The sequence below is a fragment of the Synergistaceae bacterium genome, assembly GCA_021372895.1.
Classification (GTDB): domain Bacteria; phylum Synergistota; class Synergistia; order Synergistales; family Synergistaceae; genus JAJFTP01.
Genome location: JAJFTP010000027.1, coordinates 57132 through 76245, shown reverse-complemented (window position 1 = coordinate 76245; position 19114 = coordinate 57132). Strand labels below are relative to the sequence as shown.

The window sequence follows — 19114 nt, the reverse complement described above, 5'->3', positions numbered from 1 at the left end:
CAGTTCTGCAGCAGAAGGTTGGCCAGCTCACGATCGAGTGTGACTGGCTCAAAAAAAAATATAACGAAATCTTTGGTACCGAAGGAGCGACTAAAACTAGTTTCTACAGAAAACAAAAAGCTGACGGTTAAGAGACAGTGTGAACTGGTCGAGGTGAATCGCAGCAGCGTTTACCGCAATCAAAGCCGGGATCTATCCGATCCGACACACGGAGAGTCTGCGGAAAACCTGGACATCATGAAAATCATTGATAAGACACATATGGCGAAGCCGGCCTGGGGATATCGCAAAATGACAGACTATCTGCGAAATCATTACGGCTGCAAAGTCAACAGGAAACGCGTACGCCGCCTGATGCGGCTGATGGATATTATCGCGTTATATCCGGGGCCTAACCTGAGCAAAAAGTATCACGCACAATATGTACGGCCATATCTGTTACGCAATCTGATGATCGATCATGAGAATCAGGTCTGGGGTGTGGATATCACCTATCTGCCGTTTAAGAAAGGTTTTATGTACTTGTTTATCATCATCGACTGGCATACTCGCGGGATCGTGGACTATGAGATCAGTTACACATTGGAAAAGGAATTTGTATTACGCTGTCTCCGTCGTGCTCTCTGCCACCGTAAACCGGAGATCATCAACTCCGACCAGGGCAGCCACTTCACCAACCAGGCCTACCTGGATCTGATGGAGAGCAACGGAGTCATGATATCAATGGATGGCAAAGGCCAGGCGTTGGACAATGTTCGCACAGAACGTTTTTTCCGCAGCTTGAAATACGAGGATATCTACATCAACGAGTACATCACGCCAAAGGAGATGATCGCAGCGGTCAACAAATACATTTATGACTACAACACGATCCGCCCCCATGCATCGCTGGGGGGACTTACTCCCGATGCTTTTGCCCGGCAACAAAAGACCCAAGCAGCCTAATGAAAGGAGTTATTCGGATCATCTTAAATTCTGTGTCTTGACATTGGGGGGCACTTTAACTCTCCGTGTGTCGGATCGGATAGTTCCCGGCTTTGATTGCGGTAAACGCTGCTGCGATTCACCTCGATCAGTTCGCACTGTCTCTTAACCGTCAGCTTTTTGTTTTCTGTAGAAACTAGTTTTAGTCGCTCCTTCGGTACCAAAGATTTCGTTATATTTTTTTTTGAGCCAGTCACACTCGATCGTGAGCTGGCCAACCTTCTGCTGCAGAACTGTGATTTCGCGTTCTTTAGCCTCTATTTCCCTGGAACTGTCTGTTTCACCGCGCTGGAAAACTTCAGCTGCATGCTCCTGGAATTGTTTATGCCAGCCACTTAGGGTCGCCGGCGATATTTGATACTTCTCGGCAAGTTCATTGAGCGTGTGCTGTCCGCTTAGCAGTTCCAGTACGACCTTCGATTTGAATTCTGGATTGTAGGTATTTTTCTTCTTCTTCATCATCATCTCATTATTATATTCGGTTCAACCATATTTTTCATGTCTCATTTCTTGGGAGCATTATAAAATGACAAAGTTTGAATTTGTGGATAATAATATATATTTTGTCATTTCATTATATATTAAAGTTGACAACAAGGAATATATGCTTGAAATGGTAACTGAATTGAACGATGAAACTCTTTTTGGCGCATACGGAAAAAATGAGTTTATCAAAACCATTGAAGAGTACAACAGAAAATTATATATTGACAGCTTAACCGGTGCGTATAACAGATATTACTATGATGAACAATTAAAAAAATCACTTCGTGTAAGTGCGGTTGCAATGATGGATGTAGATAATTTCAAGGAAATTAATGATACTTTTGGGCACGCCGTAGGCGATGAAGTTTTGAAGGAAATTGTAAAAACTATCTCTTCTTTTATCAGGCCTGTCGATACTGTGGTAAGAATGGGCGGGGATGAGTTTTTGCTGACCTTTCAGAATATTTCCAAAGAAGCCCTTGAAAACAGACTGGAAAACATCCGGCAGGGTGTTTCTACAATTGTTTTAGCTAAACATCCTGAACTTAAGGTATCTGTCAGCATTGGGGCTGTATATGATGAGATATCCGCTGCTGAAAAGAGCGAATTGGCTGATAAATGCTTATACAAAGCAAAAATAAACAAAAACGCTCTAGTTGTCTGCCAAGAATAAGGATATACCGTCCTTAGCGGGGCGGTTTTTAAGTGTTTCTCCATATAGATGTTTCCTATGCATGATATATTCATCATATACACCTCAGAGTTACCTTAGTGCAAAGGAGTGATATTGATGTGGTGGGGAGCAGCTGGAAACGGATACCATATGCCATACGGAATGTTTATGATGCCCCTGTTTTTCCTTATATTAGTTGTGATTGTAATTTACTTCTTCAATCGCAATAATAGATCACATGACGACCATCAATTTACCTATTACGAGAAGAAAGATGAAGTATTAAAAGAAATACAGGAACTTAAAGAAGAAATCCGAGAGCTAAAGAAAGAGAAAGAAAAAGAAAAAGAATAACCACGATACATCGTAAGCGTCAAATATCCCGGACCTGGATATCATCCAAGGGTCCGGGATATTATTGTCTGCAGAGCCTGATGATCTCTTCGTGATTGGTCATGATACGACCTCCTGTAATGCATTTGCATCTTGTGATGCTAAAGGAAGTCCATGCACCATCTCAGCGGTCTATATGCACCGTTCCAGGCAGCGTATTCGATTTGCGCGCAAAAAGTACTAGAATTGAGAAAAATTGCTCAAGAGTCATTTGCTCCGAATTTTCCCGTCTGCGGAGTGATAAAACACCATTTTACAGAGCTCAAATGACTTGACAGCACCGGTGTATTAGTTATAATGTCTCTCGTGCTTCGGCAGAGGCAGTAGGGCGTGCGCCTGTAGCTCAGCCGGATAGAGCAACTGCCTTCTAAGCAGTGGGCCGGGGGTTCGAGTCCCTTCAGGCGCGCCACTCATTCAGATGAGTGTGAATTTGCAGGTATATGGTGAGCGTAGCTCAATTGGTTAGAGTACCGGACTGTGGCTCCGGTGGTTGCGGGTTCAATTCCCGTCGCTCACCCCACTTTTATTTTTGTGATAATCTGAGGATATGTTTTTTCAGATGGATCGTTAGCTCAACTGGCAGAGCACCTGACTCTTAATCAGGGGGTTACAGGTTCGATTCCTGTACGATCCACCATTTTTTGTGTCGCTATGTTGCTATATACTGGATCGTTAGCTCAACTGGCAGAGCACCTGACTCTTAATCAGGGGGTTACAGGTTCGATTCCTGTACGATCCACCATTCTTTTATCAACATAGACCGCATTATAAGCGCAGCTTATAAAATCCCTTTCTAAATGAAGAATATCATCTCGCATATATCTTTATAAGATTGACTGAAATATTAAATCACATAGCTTCTTCATATTTCCTTATATTTCCTTCGTAACTTCTTCAAACTATTAAGCTGAACTGTAAATTAAAGTTTGAAAAGAAAAATTTTCCCGTATTAACAGCACTTGACAGAAATTCCGTCTTCCAGTTGTATCACGGCATAAAGCCGGATATTCTTGTAACTGAACTAATGCTGCCACGTATGAGTGTTCTTGATGCCTGCCGTCAAATTATAAAAAAACAGTGAAACTACTATATTTATGCTCACAGCCAGAGATGCGGATCAGGTTCATCTGACTTGAACCAGCTTATACATTGAGCAATCGGCACGCTGTAACCACTCACGTTGGAACGGAATATTTCCATTCATGCAAAACTGCTGCCAGTCCCAGCCTTGATCCTGGATTGAAGGCATATCAGCCAGGCTATTTACAATCTGCTTATGAATGCGATCCGTTAAACACAACAAAACGGGGATATAATAGCAAGTAGCTACAAGGCACTATATTCTTCCGATACAAATGCAGGTTAATTAAAAGCATCTGTACATACTTTATTAAGCTGAAGCGAAATATTAAAGCAGAAGCTTAACATGCGCTGGAAATAAATATTCAACAATAGATTGCCCAAAAGGAGGCTTTTTATGGATAACACATACACTTGTCCAATGCACCCAGAAGTGCTGTCGGATCACCCGGGATATTGTCCCAAATGCGGCATGACTCTGGAACTGAGAACTCCAACAGCCGGTATTGACGATGCTGAGACTGCCGAGCTTAAGGATATGACGCTCCGGTTCTGGATCGGGACAGCTCTGGCGTTACCGGTATTTTTTCTTGCCATGGCGCATTTATTTCCCGGTGTTGGTAATCAGGACTGGATTAATGGCCATGCCTCACGTTGGATTCAGTTTGTGCTTGCTACTCCTGTTGTTTTATGGTCAGGGAAACCGTTTTTCATACGTGGCTGGCAGTCAGTTGTTACATGGAATTTAAATATGTTCACTCTTATTATGATAGGAGTAAGTGCCGCTTTCTCATTCAGTATATTGGCAATGCTCGCTCCAAAATTGTTTCCACAAACAATGCAACACAATGGAATGGTCGATATCTACTTTGAAGCTGCCGCAGTTATCATTGTACTGGTCCTTCTGGGCCAGGTACTGGAGCTTCGTGCTCGCAGCAGAACTGGCAGCGCCATTAAAGCACTGCTGGATCTTGCTCCTCGTATTGCACGGGAAGTAACAGCAGAAGGAGATATTGAGATTCCTCTTGAACAGGTTAAAGTCGGTTCTCATCTTCGGGTTGTTCCGGGTGATAAGGTGCCTGTCGATGGAACTGTAATTGACGGACATTCCAACGTGGAGGAGTCTATGATCACAGGTGAACCGCTTCCGGTGGAAAAAAACGTCGGGGATAAAGTAACTGGCGGAACAGTCAATGGACAGGGCAGTTTTATAATGAACGCTGAGCGTATAGGAAGCAACACGCTGCTTGCTCAGATCGTCAATATGGTGGCTGAAGCACAGAGGAGCAGAGCACCTATCCAGGGACTCGCAGACAAAGTTTCGAGTGTTTTTGTCCCACTTGTCGTGGCTGTTTCTATTTTTACATTCGGGATCTGGATGATGATAGGCCCTGAGCCTAAGCTTTCACATGCTATAGTCAACGCGGTCGCGGTACTGATTATAGCTTGTCCCTGTGCCCTTGGCCTGGCTACCCCTATTTCAATTATGGTGGGCATTGGACGCGGGGCACAGGCAGGAGTGCTTGTGAAAAATGCAGAGGCGCTGGAGTTGTTAGATAAAGTCGATACTATTTTAGTAGACAAGACGGGAACTTTGACAGACGGAAGGCCTGAACTCACCGATGTATTCCCTGTTAATGGCTTTGAAGAACAGGATCTTTTAATGTTGACGGCTTCATTAGAGCAGGCCAGCGAACACCCGCTTGCTGCAGCTGTCGTACAAGGAGCAAAAAATAAAGGTATAAAGATAACGCCCGTGACCGACTTTCACTCGGAGACAGGCGGCGGAGTGGCAGGTACTGTTGATAACCGTACGGTGATGGTTGGTACGCCGATTTTTCTGCATAATGAAAAAAACACAGACCTGAAAACTGTAGAACCGTTGGCGCATAAACTACAGGATGAGGGAAAAACTGTTATATATGTCACCGTTGATGGTAAATCGGCAGGAGTACTTGCTGTTGCTGATCCCATAAAAAATACAACGGCTGCGGCAATAAAAGATCTTCATGATCTTGGGATAACTGTTGTGATGCTCACAGGTGACAACCATCGTACAGCCGCTGTAGTTGCCAAGACACTTAACATTGACGCGGTGGAATCGGAAATTCAACCGGCTGGAAAAGTGGAGTATATAAAAAAGCTTGGCGGGCTTGGAAAACATGTAGCAATGGCAGGTGACGGTATAAACGACGCCCCGGCACTCAGTGCCGCAGAAGTTGGCATCGCAATGGGCACCGGTACCGATATTGCAATGCAGAGTGCAGGTGTAACACTGATCAATGGTGACCTTAGAGGCATTGCCCGGGCCATACGCCTTAGCCATGCAACCATGAAAAACATCCGCCAGAATCTTGTCTTTGCATTTATCTATAACGCTTTGGGAATTCCAATTGCAGCAGGGGTCCTTTACCCCTACTTTGGCTTATTGCTTAGCCCCATCTTTGCTGGTGTGGCAATGAGCCTTAGTTCGGTATCAGTTATAAGCAATGCACTGAGGTTAAGATATGTAGAGTTTGAATCAAAAAATGAAAGGGGCTAAATTATGGAAAACGAAAACAGTAATGGAAAAGAAGTCATTTATACCTGTCCGATGCACCCGGAAGTACAGCAGGATCATCCCGGTAATTGTCCTAAGTGTCATATGACACTGGAACCAAAGAAATAATTGTTATAAGCAAAGAACAATTAAAACTTCAAAGCCCTGTAAATCATTTGGAAACAATGTTTTTCAGGGCTTTGAAGCAGCGTTATTCAGAAAGTTAAAAACCGAGTTGCACTATAGATAAAAGCAGGGTAAAATCTAGCCTGTTCTCTTTTTCATTGATTGCGAGAGTGGCGGAATTGGCAGACGCGCGGGACTTAGGATCCCGTGTCTACGACGTAGGGGTTCGAGTCCCCTCTCTCGCACCACTTTTTATTCTGTGTTATTCTATCCATGGTTAATGAATTTTCCAGCAGAAGAGGTGTGCTTGCCATGATACGGGGCATCGGCGTTGACCTTTGCGACATAGAACGCATGAAAAAAGCTGTCGGACGGAGCGGTTTTCTGAAGCGCATCTTTTCAGAAGAAGAGATCGACTATGCAGAGAGAAAAGCTGTCCCCGCAGCTCATTATGCCGGTGCGTTTGCTGCACGAGAGGCCCTTGCAAAGGCCGGAAGATGGGGCATTGCGAAGATGGGGTTGGAGTCATGCAGCATCAGGCGCACAGAGTTCGGACCGGAATTCATATTTACAGAAGAATTTTCGGCGAGGCTGAAAGCCGAAAAGATAGACAATGTGTTTTTAAGTATTTCTCATGAGGGCAACATTGCGGCTGCGATGGTCGTGCTGGAGGGGGAACAGTGAAAATTTATTACGACCCTGCAGATATCAGAATGGCGGATATCAAAGCTGTTGAGAAACTGGGAGTATCTTCACTGACACTTATGGAAAATGCCGGCAGGAATGCTGCCGAGGTCCTTATGCGCTCATTTTCTAAAGCAGGTAAATTTGTTGTCTTTGCAGGTCCGGGAAATAACGGGGGCGACGGATTTGTCGCTGCACGCTGTCTGCTTGCGGCAGGCAGGCAAGTTTATGTCATCACATCAGCAGAATATGATAAATACAAGGGAGATGCACTGCATAACCTTAACGCACTGAAGAAGATAAACACGCCTTACTGTGCTGTAATGTGCTCAAAACAGATGTCTGACACCGACATCATACTCCTTGTCGAATCTTCTGACTGTGTCGTGGATGCGCTGCTTGGGACCGGGTCATCAGGGACTCCCCGCGGCGAAGCAGCAAGGCTGATATCCCTGTGCAGGAAAGAAGGCGGAGTTGCTGCATTCGATATTCCAAGCGGGATCGACCCTAAAAACGGTGCCGTATATACCCCATGCGTCAGTGCCGATCTAACTGTTACCTTCCTTGCGCCAAAGATCGGTATGAGTATATACCCGGCACGCGGGATGTGCGGACGTATTGTTACAGCAGGGATAGGAGTTGAACCGGAGGATGTCCTGAAGGACGCCTTTGGGATATCCTGTTTTGAAAGAGAGGACATCAAGACTCTTATACCGCCTCTCGCCAGAGATGTACACAAAGGTAGCAGGGGAGGGGCCTTGATATTCGGCGGCAGCAGCAACTACCGTGGTGCCCCTCTGCTTGCGGCTATGGGGGCGCTGCGTTCCGGTGCGGGCCTGGCAGTGCTTGCAATACCTGATTTCATGGTCGACAGCGCCTCTGTTATACTGCCTGAGGCAATATTTGTCCCGCTTAATACTTTAAATGACAATGTATCCCCGGAGTTCGTGGAAGATGCCGTCTCGCCGTGGATGGGAAAGTGCAGGGCAGCCGTATTGGGCCCCGGAGCCGGCAGAGACAGCACACAGAAAACCATCTTGCGCTGGTTCTGGAGTCACTGGAAGGCTCCGCTTCTTATTGATGCGGATGCTCTTCACTTTTTTGCGGAAATGCAGGAAGAACTTCCGCACAGGGACAATGTCGTCATTACCCCGCACAGCGGAGAGGCGGCCGCAATACTAAATATGACCCCAGGCGATGTCGAAGCGGACAGGCAGACGGCTGTAAAAGCCCTGACAAAAACAGCCGGCATTGCCGTATTGAAGGGCATGAACACACTTATTGCGACCCCGTATGAAACACGTATGATAATGGAAGGTTCTCCGGCACTTTCTGTTCCTGGATCAGGAGATGTGTTGAGTGGTTCCATATCAGCGTTTCTTGCTTACGGGCTTTCTCCTTTTGACGCGGCAACGGCGGGCGCACTGCTTCACGCAGTGGCCGGCAAAAATATAGAGGAATCGATGGGAACACGCGGCACAATTGCAAGGGAGATAGCAGATGCACTGCCGTATGCTTTTAAATAACGTGACAGTTGTGACTACATCTTCTCCCGAAGAGACAAGATCATTGGGCACACTCCTGGGCGGTTCAGGCTATGCCGGTCTTACGGTACTGCTTTACGGAGCCCTTGGCATGGGAAAGACTCTACTGACGAGCGGTATAGGATCCGCCCTGGGTTATGATAATATCAAGAGTCCTACTTTTATCATCATATCCGAACACGAGGGGGATCTCTCTCTTGTCCATGCGGATCTTTACAGGCTAGAGACATATGCCGAAACAGATTTGCTTGACCTTGAGAGCTATATAGACAGGGGATGCCTTCTTGTTGTCGAATGGGCCGAACACTGGGGCTCGCCTCCTTCCAAAGACAGATGGGATATAACCATAAAACCCGCTGAAAACGATGAAGGAGAAAATATAAGGGAGATAACTATCAGACCTTTCGGAAATAAAGCTTTTGGAAAACTCTGCGGCGCGATCTCACAAATACCTTCATGCGGCGGTGGAATGTGATGGCTGTACTTGGAATAGACTGTACTACAAAATGGACTGACATCGGGATATCGCAGGATGGGATAGTTCTGGGCGAAATGAACCTTGAGCTTGGACGGGCACAGTCCGCAAGGCTTCCGATCATGGTCGCCGGACTTCTTTGCGAAACATGCATGACTCTCTCTGACATAGACCTGATAGCGGCGGCAAATGGGCCGGGCTATTATACAGGCATACGCACAGGAGTAGCCTATGCTGCGGCATTGGCAGAATCTCTCTCCATAAACGTAGTCCCTGTCTCTACTATGGAGTTGTTTGTCTATGACCTGCGCTATAAGGGAGTCCCTCTTATTCCTGTCCTCAAGGCGAGAAAGAACAGCGTATATTGTGCGATTTACCTTTCTGACGGGAAGGATCTCACCACAGAAATTCCACCTCGCTTTTGTACAGCCGCAGAATGCGCATCTCTGGTCACCAATTATCCTGACGGGCTGGTTGTCGGGTCCGACAGAGAGCTTTATCAGGAACTTATATCTCTGCCCAATAAAAATATTCCCCGTCCTTCAGGCCTTGGAGGACAGGTGCCGCTGATGGGTGAAAGATATCGCCGATACTCTGTGGCACCGGAGAAGCTTCGAGGTGAATACCTGCGGGAACCGGACATCGGTCCCACGTTTTTCAATTGATTTCAGTTAGGCATTATTATCAGAATATAACGAATTTAATCTTTTGCTTGAATAAATGTGAAAAATTTGTCATAATAAATAAAGTTGTGCCAATCGCATACTTAAATGGTTGACAGACAAAATTGATTAGATGTATGGGAAGGAAGGTGGGTCTTTTGGCGAAGATGTTCAACATCGATATTTTTGAGAAATGGTGCAAGGGATGTGGCCTCTGTATCGCTATTTGCCCGAAGAAGGTTCTTGAACTAAGCGATAAGGTTAAGAGCACAGCAGCCCGTCCTGACGATTGTATTGGTTGTCACCAGTGTGATAACATATGTCCGGATATGGCAATAACAATTAAGGAGCGTGACTAACAATGGCCCATGTTGAATTCTGGCAGGGTAACAAAGCCTTAGCTATGGGCGCTATCGCCGCAGGATGCAGGTTCTTCGGCGGATATCCTATCACACCTTCGACAGAGATCATGGAAACGATGTCTGAAGAACTGCCGAAGCTAGGTGGGAAATTCATTCAGATGGAAGATGAAATCGGCGGGATAGCGGCCGCTATCGGAGCCTCTATAGCAGGAATGAAAGCAATGACCGGCAGCTCAGGACCCGGAATATCACTTAAGCAGGAACTTCTCGGCTATGCATATATGGCCGAAATACCTATAGTAGTTGCAGATGTACAGCGCGGCGGCCCTTCTACCGGACTTCCCACGAAGGTCTCTCAGGCAGACGTGATGCAGGCCAAATGGGGGACCCACGGTGACCACGCGACCATCGCATACGCTCCCAGCTCGATCCAGGAGTGCTACACTATAGCGATCAAGGCATTCAACAACGCAGAACGCTTCCGTCAGCCCGTACTTATAATGGCGGACGAGATTATCGGACATATGCGTGAAAAAATTGTCATCCCCGAAGAGGGCTCGTTCCCAATTGTAAACCGCAAGAAGCCGACAGTCTGCCCTGATGAATTCATACCGTACCTCGCAGACGAAGATGATATTCCCCCCATGGCGGCATTCGGTGACGGTTACCGCTGGCATGTAACTGGACTTACCAGCAATGACTGGGGCTTCCCGACAAACGACGCACCAGATATTGAGAAGAAAGCAACGCGCATCATACGTAAAGTCGACAGATGCCGCGACGAGATAGTTGAATATACAGAAGATAACATGGAGGACGCCGAAGTAGCAGTCGTCTCTTATGGCAGTGTTTCGCGCTCGGCACTTCGCGCGATCCGTGAACTCCGGCTGGAAGGCGTTAAAGTCGGGCATTTCCGTCCTATCACGCTCTGGCCGTTCCCGGACAAGGAAATAGCTGAACTTTCCAAGAGAGTGAAACATATTATAGTTCCTGAACTTAACGCAGGACAAATGGTCCTCGAAGTAGAGAGAACCGTTAAAGGCAGATGTGAAGTCCATGCCAGAAATCTTATCAATGGCGAGCTTTACAAACCGGCAGAGATCATGTCCTTCATCAAGGAGGTGGCGTAACCATGCCCCGCGAAGATGTAAAAAAACTTTTACGCACAAAGTTTATGCCTCATATATGGTGCCCGGGCTGCGGACATGGGATAATCATGCATGCAATACTTCGCGCACTTGCTGATCTTGAGATTCCCAAAGAAAAAATCTGCATCTCCTCAGGCATAGGCTGTTCAAGCCGTATGCCTGGTTATATTGACGCATGTACGCTGCACACAGCACACGGCCGCTCTCTCGCTTTTGCAACCGGCGTAAAACTTGCAAATCCTGATCTTACGATTGTCAATGTAATGGGAGACGGCGACAGTACTGCAATAGGCGGTAATCACTTTATACACGCATGCCGCCGCAACATTGGGATCACTGCCATAGTCATGAACAACAATATCTATGGCATGACAGGCGGACAGGCGTCACCGACGACACCTGAGGGCGCATTTGCTGCGACAGCCCCTTACGGTTCGATAGACCCTACATTTGATATCTGCAAGCTGGCGGAAGGTGCCGGAGCAACTTACGTCGCACGTGTAACGGTAGCCCAGCCGGCAATGTGCGAGCAGATACTCAAGAAGGCAATAGAACACCAAAAGAAAGGGTTCGCTATGGTCGAAATCGTCACCTACTGCCACACGCAGTTTGGACGTAAGAACAAGCGCAGCCGTCCTATGGATAACTTCAATTACCTGAAGGATAATTCAGTCATGAAGGCAAAAGCTGATTCCATGAGTCCTGAAGAGCTTAAGGGCAAGATTATAATCGGGGAATTCGTCAATGTGGAAGACGCCCGCGAATACACTGAGCGCTATGATGAAATTATAAAGCGCGCTCAGGCAAGGGTATAGGGGGTAACGGATCATGAGCGATCGTTATGAAATTCGCGTAGCTGGATCCGGCGGACAGGGAGTAATCCTTGCCGCAGTGATCCTGGGTGAGGCCGCTGCACTCAACACAGAGGGCCTTAATTCAGTACAGAGCCAGGCATATGGGCCTGAAGCCCGCGGCGGTGCTTCCAAATCAGAAGTTGTATATGACCGCGATGAGATAGATTACCCAAAAGCTGCTCATCCCGACCTTCAGGTCATTCTTACACAGAAAGCCTGCGACACATACAGCCACGATACGGCGAAGGGCGCGACTGTCATCTTGGATGATTTCTTTGTGACGACTCCCCCTAAGCTTGACGCTGATATTTACATGCTGCCGATAGTAAGGACTGCACGTGAAAAGCTTGGCCGTGAGATCGTCGTTAACATGGTAGCGCTCGGCACTGCGGCAAAGGTACTTGAAGAAAAGGGGCTGGTAAAACCAGAAGCCATTAAAAAAGCAATCCTTGACAGAGTTCCAAAGGGGACAGAGGAACTTAACGAGAAGGCTTTCGAAGCCGGTTACCAAATGATGTGCGAGGCTATGGCTGCTAAAAAGTAAAAAAACACACAGTTGATTTACAAGGGCGGGGAGATTTTTCCTCGCCCTTGTCCTGTACTAATTTATCTAAAAAACCTTTTCTTTTCTCGCATCCAAGCATATTGTTTGCCCTGATCTCCAATATCCTTTAGCCGCAGAATATCCGATAGTTTGCGTTTTGCCAAAGTTTGCAGACGGCAGTTGTGTTATGCTATTGCAATTGTTATGCAGTTGTCTTACGTCTGCGGCAGGAGGAATTGATATGATACAGGGCGAGATACATAAATTTCAAATAACTGATATAAACAATGAAGGTGAAGGTGTCGTCAGGGCCGGTGACGGGCGCTTCGTGCTTTTTGTTCCTGATGCGCTTCAGGGTGAGGAAGTAACAGCACGCATCCTGCGCATAAAAAAAAATTACGGGATCGCAAAAGTAATTGAAAGACACAACGATTCCCCTGCGCGAGTAACTCCGGTCTGTCCTTCTTTCGGTCGTTGCGGCGGATGTCAGCTTCAGCATATGAAATACACGGAGCAATTAAACCTCAAGACAAAAACTGTTATTGATGCGCTAAAAAGAATCGGCGGGATATCCGACCCAAATGTAAAAAACTGCGTTGCATCTCCGACGGAATGGGGTTATAGAAATAAAGCCTCCCTGCCGACACAAAGCATGGCTCATGAAAAATTTATCGCAGGATTTTACCGTCCCAGAAGCCATGATATCGTTAAATTTGAACAATGCCCCGTTCTTTTGCCAAGTTTAGAGAAAAACGTAACATCTATCATCAATGATATCCGTAAAAATAATTTTTATGGCTGCAAAGTTGGAAGTAAAAATAATGTTACTGAATTTATAAGACATATTGTTTTTCGTTCATCAAAATTTTTAAATGAATCTCTTTGCGGGGTAATCGGCAATAGAAATTTGAATGGCTTTGAGATAAAAAAACTTGTGGCCATAGCAGAAAAAAATTCAGCATCTCTGAATGGCTTTATTTACAACAAAAACACATCTTCAGGTAATTTCATATGGGGAGATAAATTCACCCTGCTTTATGGTACATCCACAATACATGAATTACTGGCCCCATATAGGTTCACATTTGAAATATCTTCTTTTTTCCAGATCAATTCGGAACAGGCATTAAACATCTATAACTATGCCGCACAGCTAGTGCTTGATAAGTCTCCGCGGAATATTCTTGAACTTTATTCCGGCATAGGGAGTATGACGGCATTTCTTGCGGCAGTAGCCAAAAATGTTACTGCAGTCGAGAGTTGGAGGCCTGCGGCAAAGTATATGGATGAAAATGCCAGGACCAACGGATTGAACAATATCACAGGATATACAGGCACAGCCGAAGAGATTTTAAAAGGCCTGTCAGACAAAAAGTTCGATGTTGTAGTTGTTGATCCGCCGCGCAGCGGCTGCACGCCGGAGGTTATAAACTCAATAATTAAAATCGCGCCGGAGCGGATAGTATACGTCTCCTGTAATCCTGCAACATTGGCAAGAGATATTAGGTTATTGCTTAATTTTAATTACAAAATTATAACAGCCCAGCCATTTGACATGTTTCCCCAGACGGGGCACGTTGAGTGTGTTGCATTGATGGAGCGGGGATAACGCAGATCTAACGGTATTGACAGCGTAAAAAATGTACCGGCGCACTCAAAAGAAAACGGCATCAACTACGCATTGGATCATCATCCCACATCTGTCAAATTACGCAGCTAAGGCTGCCGCAAAAGATGTATTATATCCATAATAATGCACGGCGGCTGATTTATAATAGAACATTGCTGTACGCTATAAAATATATCCGATCTTTTATCTATTAAGCAAGCAGCACAGGAAAAGGATGAGAAAGTATCCGGAGGTGGATATAAATGCTCGAAATGATAAATGTCGGTGTCATATTCAACGGCGACGACGGAGAGACACAAATATTAAAAGGAATCAACCTGACTTTGCAGAATAAAAAAATTTACGTGATGACCGGCCCCAACGGAGGAGGGAAATCTTCCATCGCAAAAACAATAATGGGGATATACCAGCCTACGGGCGGGCAAATTTTATTGGATGGCATTGATATTACTCATAAGGAGCTTTATGAGCGCGCCCGTTTGGGCATAGGTTATGCTTTTCAGCAGCCGGCCCGTTTCAAAGGCATCACAGTGAGGGACCTTTTGAGGATAGCATCTGGAACCGATCAGTCTGTAAACCAATGCGACCTTCTTTACGATGTGGGCTTGTGCGCTCAGGATTATTTGGACCGCGAGGTAAATTCCAGCCTTTCCGGAGGGGAATTAAAACGTATTGAAATTGCCACAATATTAGCACGTAACCTTAAAGTGGCAATTTTTGACGAACCGGAAGCAGGAATTGATTTATGGAGTTTCCAAAGGTTAACAGAAACTTTTGAAGCTCTGAATGAAAAAGGTGACACTACTATTATTGTTATATCGCATCAGGAGCGGATCCTGAATTTGGCTGATGAGGTCATCATGGTCACAAACGGGACTGTCAACGAGATAACAAGCCGGGAGAAAATACTTAGTGAAATCAGTGAGCTTGATTCGGCCTGCCGCTGCAGGCAGAGCTGTAAAGGTGGAAGAGCAGATGCTGGATGCAATAGATAAAAAACTGTTGGCTGAAGTCGCCGATTTGCATGAGATACCTCAGGGGGCATTCAATATACGGAAAAACGGGCAGGGTGTAGACCGTCATACAACAGCTAATATCAATATAGTCACAAAAAAAGATAAGCCTGGCATCGATGTAACAATAAAGGCCGGAACTAAAGGAGAAAGCGTGCACATCCCGGTAATTTTATCTCAAGGTATGGATGACCTCGTTTACAATACGTTTGAAGTGGGGGAGGATGCGGATGTGTTGATTGTCGCCGGCTGCGGGATCCATAACCCGGGCAGCCAAAAAGCCCAACATGATGGGATCCATGAATTCTTTATACGTAAAGGTGCCAGGATGAAGTATGTGGAAAAACATTACGGCGAGGGAGAGGGCGGCGGAGCCAGGATCCTAAACCCAAAAACCATCATTGAAGTGGAAGAGAACGGCACCGCCGAGCTCGAAATGGTTCAAATCAAAGGGATCGACAGCGCATTGCGGGAGACAGAAGTGCGTTTGCAGAAAAATGCACGGTTGATTGTAACCGAAAGGCTCCTCACCTATTTGGATCAGAGAGCCGAATCCAATATTACGGTAAGTTTGATGGGGGAAGATGCATCCGCTCAAATCATCTCACGGTCAGTTGCGCAGAATAATTCCAGACAGCTGTTCCATTTGAATATGCGCGGTTATGCCAGATGCCGCGGCCATATCCAGTGTGATTCTATTATAATGGACCAAGCACAGGTATCGTCTGTTCCTGAAATCTCAGCCTTTAATTCTGACGCTCAGTTGATCCATGAAGCGGCAATAGGTAAAATTGCTTCTGAACAGTTAATTAAACTGATGTCGCTGGGCATGACTGAAAAAGAAGCAGAAGAAGCTGTTTTGAATGGATTTTTAAAATAACGGTTCAAGTTTCACATTTATCTGCCAGATCAGGATAAGATATTTTAAAAGAAACGGGGGAAAATTATGCTTAATTTTGATTTTTACGCACCGACACGGATCCTCTTCGGCAGGGACACACATAAGGAAATCGGTGATTTGCTGAAGCCGCATGCAAACAAAGTTCTGCTGCATTACGGCGGCGGCAGTATTAAGAAGAGTGGTTTGTACGATACGGTGGTCACTTCTATAAAGGCAAGCGGCTTGGATTTCGCGGAGCTTGGCGGCGTAAAGCCGAATCCCCGCCTTTCCCTCGTGCGTGAAGGGATTCTTCTTTGTAAAAAAGAAAATATTGGGCTGATCCTTGCAGTAGGAGGCGGAAGTGTGATCGATTCCGCCAAAGCTATCGCCATGGGCGTGTATTATGACGGAGATGTTTGGGATATCTACGAGGAGGGCAAACCAATCGACAAAGCGCTTCCGGTTGCCACCATCCTGACCATTCCGGCGTCCGGCAGCGAATCGAGCGGCAATACGGTCGTCACCAACGAAGAAAAGAGGATGAAGCTGGGATACGGCAACCCGAAGCTGCGCCCTTTACTAAGCATCATAAACCCCGAGTTATTCTTCACTCTGCCTGAAAATCAGATCGCCAACGGAGTGGCGGATATGATGAGCCATGTTTTTGAACGTTATTTCACCAATACTACGCACACCGATTTGACAGATGGTCTTTGTGAAACGACGTTGAAAACTATCATGAGGAATGCTCTCATGGTAATCAAAACCCCGAAAAACTACGATGCCTGGGCCGAAGTTGGCTTCGCCGGTACGATTGCCCACAACGGTCTTGTAGGTATGGGCCGCGAACAGGATTGGGCCTGCCACGGCATGGAACATGAGCTCTCCGCTATTTATGATGTCGCCCACGGTGCGGGCCTTGCCGTATTAACCCCTGCTTGGATGCAATATGTTTATAAAGACAACATCAATATGTTCCTGCAATTCGCGGTCAATGTCATGGGCGTGGAGGGCAGCTACCGTTCCCCCGAAACGATTATCCTGGAGGGTATCTCCCGCCTGCGTGAATTTTTTAGTAAGATGGGGCTTCCGGATACGATATCGAAGCTTGGTGTCGGAGAGGATCAACTGGAGCTGATGGCAAAGAAGGCGACCAGGATCGCATACGGCGGTGACGAGCACCCCCTCGGCGGACTCAAGAAACTTTATTGGCAGGATGTACTGGAGATTTATAAGCTGGTGAAATAAAAACGGACAATATATCTATCGTGAAGCTTATTTGATGGATATCACCACATATTACATTAGGTTTATGCTGGGGAGGTCATATCGTTGAAGGAGGAAATATTATGAGGATCATAATCATCGGAGCCGTTGCCGCCGGAACATCTGCTGCCGCAAAGGCAAGGAGAAACAGCGAGGATGCTGAAATAATTGTCTATGAACGAGATAGTTTTATCTCTTATTCCGGCTGCGGCATGCCGTATTACATAGGCGGCCAGGTCCGGAGTGCAAATACACTGATCCCACGCGATGCCGCTTATTTCAAAAACAAATATAATGTGGATATTTTTACCCTGCACGAGGTGCTTTCCATTAATCCGGACAGGAAGACAATAGAGATAAAAAATCTCTCATCGGGTGAGATTTTGACGGATGTTTATGACAAACTTGTGATCGCTTCAGGGGCAAGCGCGATCGTACCTCCGATAAAAGGCGCAGACACCGGCCATGTCTTCACCTTGCGCAATATCAATGATATGAATCGGATCAAAACCTATATTGATACAAATTCTCCAAAGTCTGCCGTAATAATAGGCACCGGATCTATCGGACTTGAAGTCTGTGAAAATCTGAAGGGGCTTGGGATTGAAGTGACCATGCTTGAAAAGCTCGCACAGGTCACACCCGGGCTTGACAGCGACATGGCTGTTTATGTGAGAGAGCATATTGAAAAGAACGGTGTTCTTGTTTTGACCGACGTTTCTGTTTCTGAAATCACAGAAAGCAGTGTCATTTTATCGGATGGCAAGGAAATAAAAACCGACATGGTCCTTCTGTCCACCGGAGTACATCCAAATACTGAGTTGGCTAAAGCAGCCGGGATAGAGCTTGGCGTTGCCGGTGCAATTCGGGTGGATACGAAGATGCAGACGAGTATAAACAATATTTATGCCTGTGGTGACTGCATAGAGCAATTCCATGTTGTAACAGGGAAACATGTTTACCGGCCGCTTGGTTCCACCGCAAACAAGACAGGCAGAATAGCAGGGGACTGCGTTACAGGTGGCAGTCTTGAGTTCAGGGGGATTTTGGGGACCGGGATCTTCAAAATTTTCGACATGACAGTGGCGCAGACGGGATTGTCCGAACGCGAAGCACGTGAATTGGGATACGATGTTGAGGTATGCCACAACATCAAACCGAATAAGCCAGAATATATGGGCGGTAGAGATATGGTAATCAAAGGCATAGCGGACAGAACATCGGGACGATTGATCGGAGCACAGATCGTAGGCTTTGATGGTGTGGATAAAAGAATAGATGTTTTTGTGACCGCAATTACCTTCAAAGCTAAGGCAGAAGATCTATTCCATCTTGATTTGGCCTATGCTCCACAGTTTTCAACGACGAAAGACCCTGTAATGTACACTGGCATGATACTGGATAACGCTATCAATAAAAACAGGCCGTTGATCACGGCACAGGCTTTGGATACTTTGATGCGATCCGGTGAAAGTTATACACTCATCGACGCGAGGGATGCAGTCCAATATGAAAAAGGCCATATAGAAACAGCAAAGAGCGTCTCCCAGGAAAAACTCAGGAGTGCCACTGATATTCTTGATAAGGAAACTGTTGCGGTAACCTACTGCAACAAGGGGACTACAGGAAACGCTGCCCAGAACATATTGGCTAATAATGGATTTAATAAGGTATATAACCTTTCCGGCGGGTATAAGCAATACATGATAACGCATGAAAAACAAGATTGATTTTAGCTGATATTTGACTGTTAAAATTATCTATGTGCATA

At 46.0% G+C, this 19114-nt stretch carries 19 protein-coding genes and 5 tRNA genes; 23 read left to right on the top strand and 1 reads right to left on the bottom strand.

The annotated features are described in order from the left end of the window. The coding region (locus tag LLF78_02900) for an IS3 family transposase (protein ID MCE5201445.1) at positions 1 to 945 on the top strand (945 nt) is incomplete at its 5' end. Positions 946 to 1089: 144 nt separating this feature from the next. Here the strand turns inward: LLF78_02900 and LLF78_02895 are convergent. Then, positions 1090 to 1443, bottom strand: a complete 354-nt coding sequence (locus tag LLF78_02895; GenBank protein ID MCE5201444.1) for a transposase — start codon at positions 1441 to 1443, stop codon at positions 1090 to 1092. A 67-nt stretch (positions 1444 to 1510) separates the two neighbouring features. Between LLF78_02895 and LLF78_02890 the strand changes: the two genes are divergently transcribed. The 22 genes from LLF78_02890 (at position 1511) to LLF78_02785 (ending at position 19073) form a co-directional block, all read left to right on the top strand. Then, positions 1511 to 2143, top strand: coding sequence for a GGDEF domain-containing protein (locus LLF78_02890; protein MCE5201443.1), 633 nt, complete (start codon positions 1511 to 1513; stop codon positions 2141 to 2143). Between the two features lie 117 nt (positions 2144 to 2260). After that, entirely contained in the window at positions 2261 to 2497 is a 237-nt protein-coding gene (locus LLF78_02885) for a hypothetical protein (GenBank protein MCE5201442.1), read from the top strand. A gap of 371 nt (positions 2498 to 2868) precedes the next feature. Then, positions 2869 to 2945, top strand: a tRNA-Arg gene (locus tag LLF78_02880). Between the two features lie 34 nt (positions 2946 to 2979). Next, positions 2980 to 3056 (top strand) — tRNA-His (locus LLF78_02875). Positions 3057 to 3097: 41 nt separating this feature from the next. After that, positions 3098 to 3173: transfer RNA gene (locus tag LLF78_02870), tRNA-Lys, on the top strand. Between the two features lie 29 nt (positions 3174 to 3202). Then, a tRNA-Lys gene (locus tag LLF78_02865) sits at positions 3203 to 3278 on the top strand. Positions 3279 to 4013: 735 nt separating this feature from the next. Beyond that, positions 4014 to 6158 (top strand): cadmium-translocating P-type ATPase, encoded by a 2145-nt coding sequence (gene cadA, locus LLF78_02860; protein MCE5201441.1) that lies wholly within the window; start codon positions 4014 to 4016, stop codon positions 6156 to 6158. A gap of 3 nt (positions 6159 to 6161) precedes the next feature. Next, positions 6162 to 6284, top strand: coding sequence for a hypothetical protein (locus LLF78_02855; GenBank protein ID MCE5201440.1), 123 nt, complete (start codon positions 6162 to 6164; stop codon positions 6282 to 6284). Between the two features lie 161 nt (positions 6285 to 6445). Beyond that, positions 6446 to 6529, top strand: a tRNA-Leu gene (locus LLF78_02850). Between the two features lie 64 nt (positions 6530 to 6593). Continuing rightward, positions 6594 to 6965, top strand: a complete 372-nt coding sequence (gene acpS / locus LLF78_02845; protein ID MCE5201439.1) for a holo-ACP synthase — start codon at positions 6594 to 6596, stop codon at positions 6963 to 6965. Beyond that, entirely contained in the window at positions 6962 to 8491 is a 1530-nt protein-coding gene (locus LLF78_02840) for an NAD(P)H-hydrate dehydratase (GenBank protein MCE5201438.1), read from the top strand. Before acpS ends, LLF78_02840 begins: the two co-directional genes overlap by 4 nt. Further along, complete coding sequence (tsaE, locus tag LLF78_02835) at positions 8466 to 8984, top strand: tRNA (adenosine(37)-N6)-threonylcarbamoyltransferase complex ATPase subunit type 1 TsaE (GenBank protein MCE5201437.1); 519 nt, start codon at positions 8466 to 8468, stop codon at positions 8982 to 8984. The genes LLF78_02840 and tsaE overlap by 26 nt, the downstream gene beginning before the upstream one ends. Further along, the gene (gene tsaB / locus LLF78_02830) at positions 8984 to 9649 is read left to right on the top strand and encodes a tRNA (adenosine(37)-N6)-threonylcarbamoyltransferase complex dimerization subunit type 1 TsaB (GenBank protein MCE5201436.1); all 666 of its coding nucleotides are present in this window, start codon (positions 8984 to 8986) and stop codon (positions 9647 to 9649) included. The genes tsaE and tsaB overlap by 1 nt, the downstream gene beginning before the upstream one ends. 155 nt (positions 9650 to 9804) lie before the next feature. Then, positions 9805 to 10005, top strand: a complete 201-nt coding sequence (locus LLF78_02825; protein ID MCE5201435.1) for a 4Fe-4S dicluster domain-containing protein — start codon at positions 9805 to 9807, stop codon at positions 10003 to 10005. A 2-nt stretch (positions 10006 to 10007) separates the two neighbouring features. Further along, on the top strand, positions 10008 to 11138 hold the full coding sequence (locus LLF78_02820) for a 2-oxoacid:acceptor oxidoreductase subunit alpha (protein MCE5201434.1): 1131 nt from the start codon (positions 10008 to 10010) through the stop codon (positions 11136 to 11138). Positions 11139 to 11140: 2 nt separating this feature from the next. Continuing rightward, a complete protein-coding gene (locus LLF78_02815; GenBank protein MCE5201433.1) occupies positions 11141 to 11971 on the top strand; it encodes a thiamine pyrophosphate-dependent enzyme in 831 nt (276 codons plus the stop codon). 13 nt (positions 11972 to 11984) lie between these two features. Next, positions 11985 to 12554, top strand: coding sequence for a 2-oxoacid:acceptor oxidoreductase family protein (locus LLF78_02810; GenBank protein ID MCE5201432.1), 570 nt, complete (start codon positions 11985 to 11987; stop codon positions 12552 to 12554). A 241-nt stretch (positions 12555 to 12795) separates the two neighbouring features. After that, positions 12796 to 14163 (top strand): 23S rRNA (uracil(1939)-C(5))-methyltransferase RlmD, encoded by a 1368-nt coding sequence (rlmD, locus tag LLF78_02805; GenBank protein ID MCE5201431.1) that lies wholly within the window; start codon positions 12796 to 12798, stop codon positions 14161 to 14163. 263 nt (positions 14164 to 14426) lie between these two features. Beyond that, a complete protein-coding gene (locus tag LLF78_02800; protein MCE5201430.1) occupies positions 14427 to 15179 on the top strand; it encodes an ATP-binding cassette domain-containing protein in 753 nt (250 codons plus the stop codon). Then, entirely contained in the window at positions 15148 to 16077 is a 930-nt protein-coding gene (locus tag LLF78_02795; protein ID MCE5201429.1) for a SufD family Fe-S cluster assembly protein, read from the top strand. Before LLF78_02800 ends, LLF78_02795 begins: the two co-directional genes overlap by 32 nt. A gap of 66 nt (positions 16078 to 16143) precedes the next feature. Continuing rightward, positions 16144 to 17325: an iron-containing alcohol dehydrogenase gene (locus tag LLF78_02790; GenBank protein ID MCE5201428.1), complete on the top strand. Its 1182-nt coding sequence runs from the start codon at positions 16144 to 16146 to the stop codon at positions 17323 to 17325. Positions 17326 to 17426: 101 nt separating this feature from the next. Continuing rightward, positions 17427 to 19073 carry an FAD-dependent oxidoreductase gene (locus tag LLF78_02785; GenBank protein ID MCE5201427.1) on the top strand — a complete coding sequence of 549 codons (1647 nt, stop codon included), beginning with the start codon at positions 17427 to 17429 and terminating at the stop codon, positions 19071 to 19073. Positions 19074 to 19114: the final 41 nt, after the last annotated feature.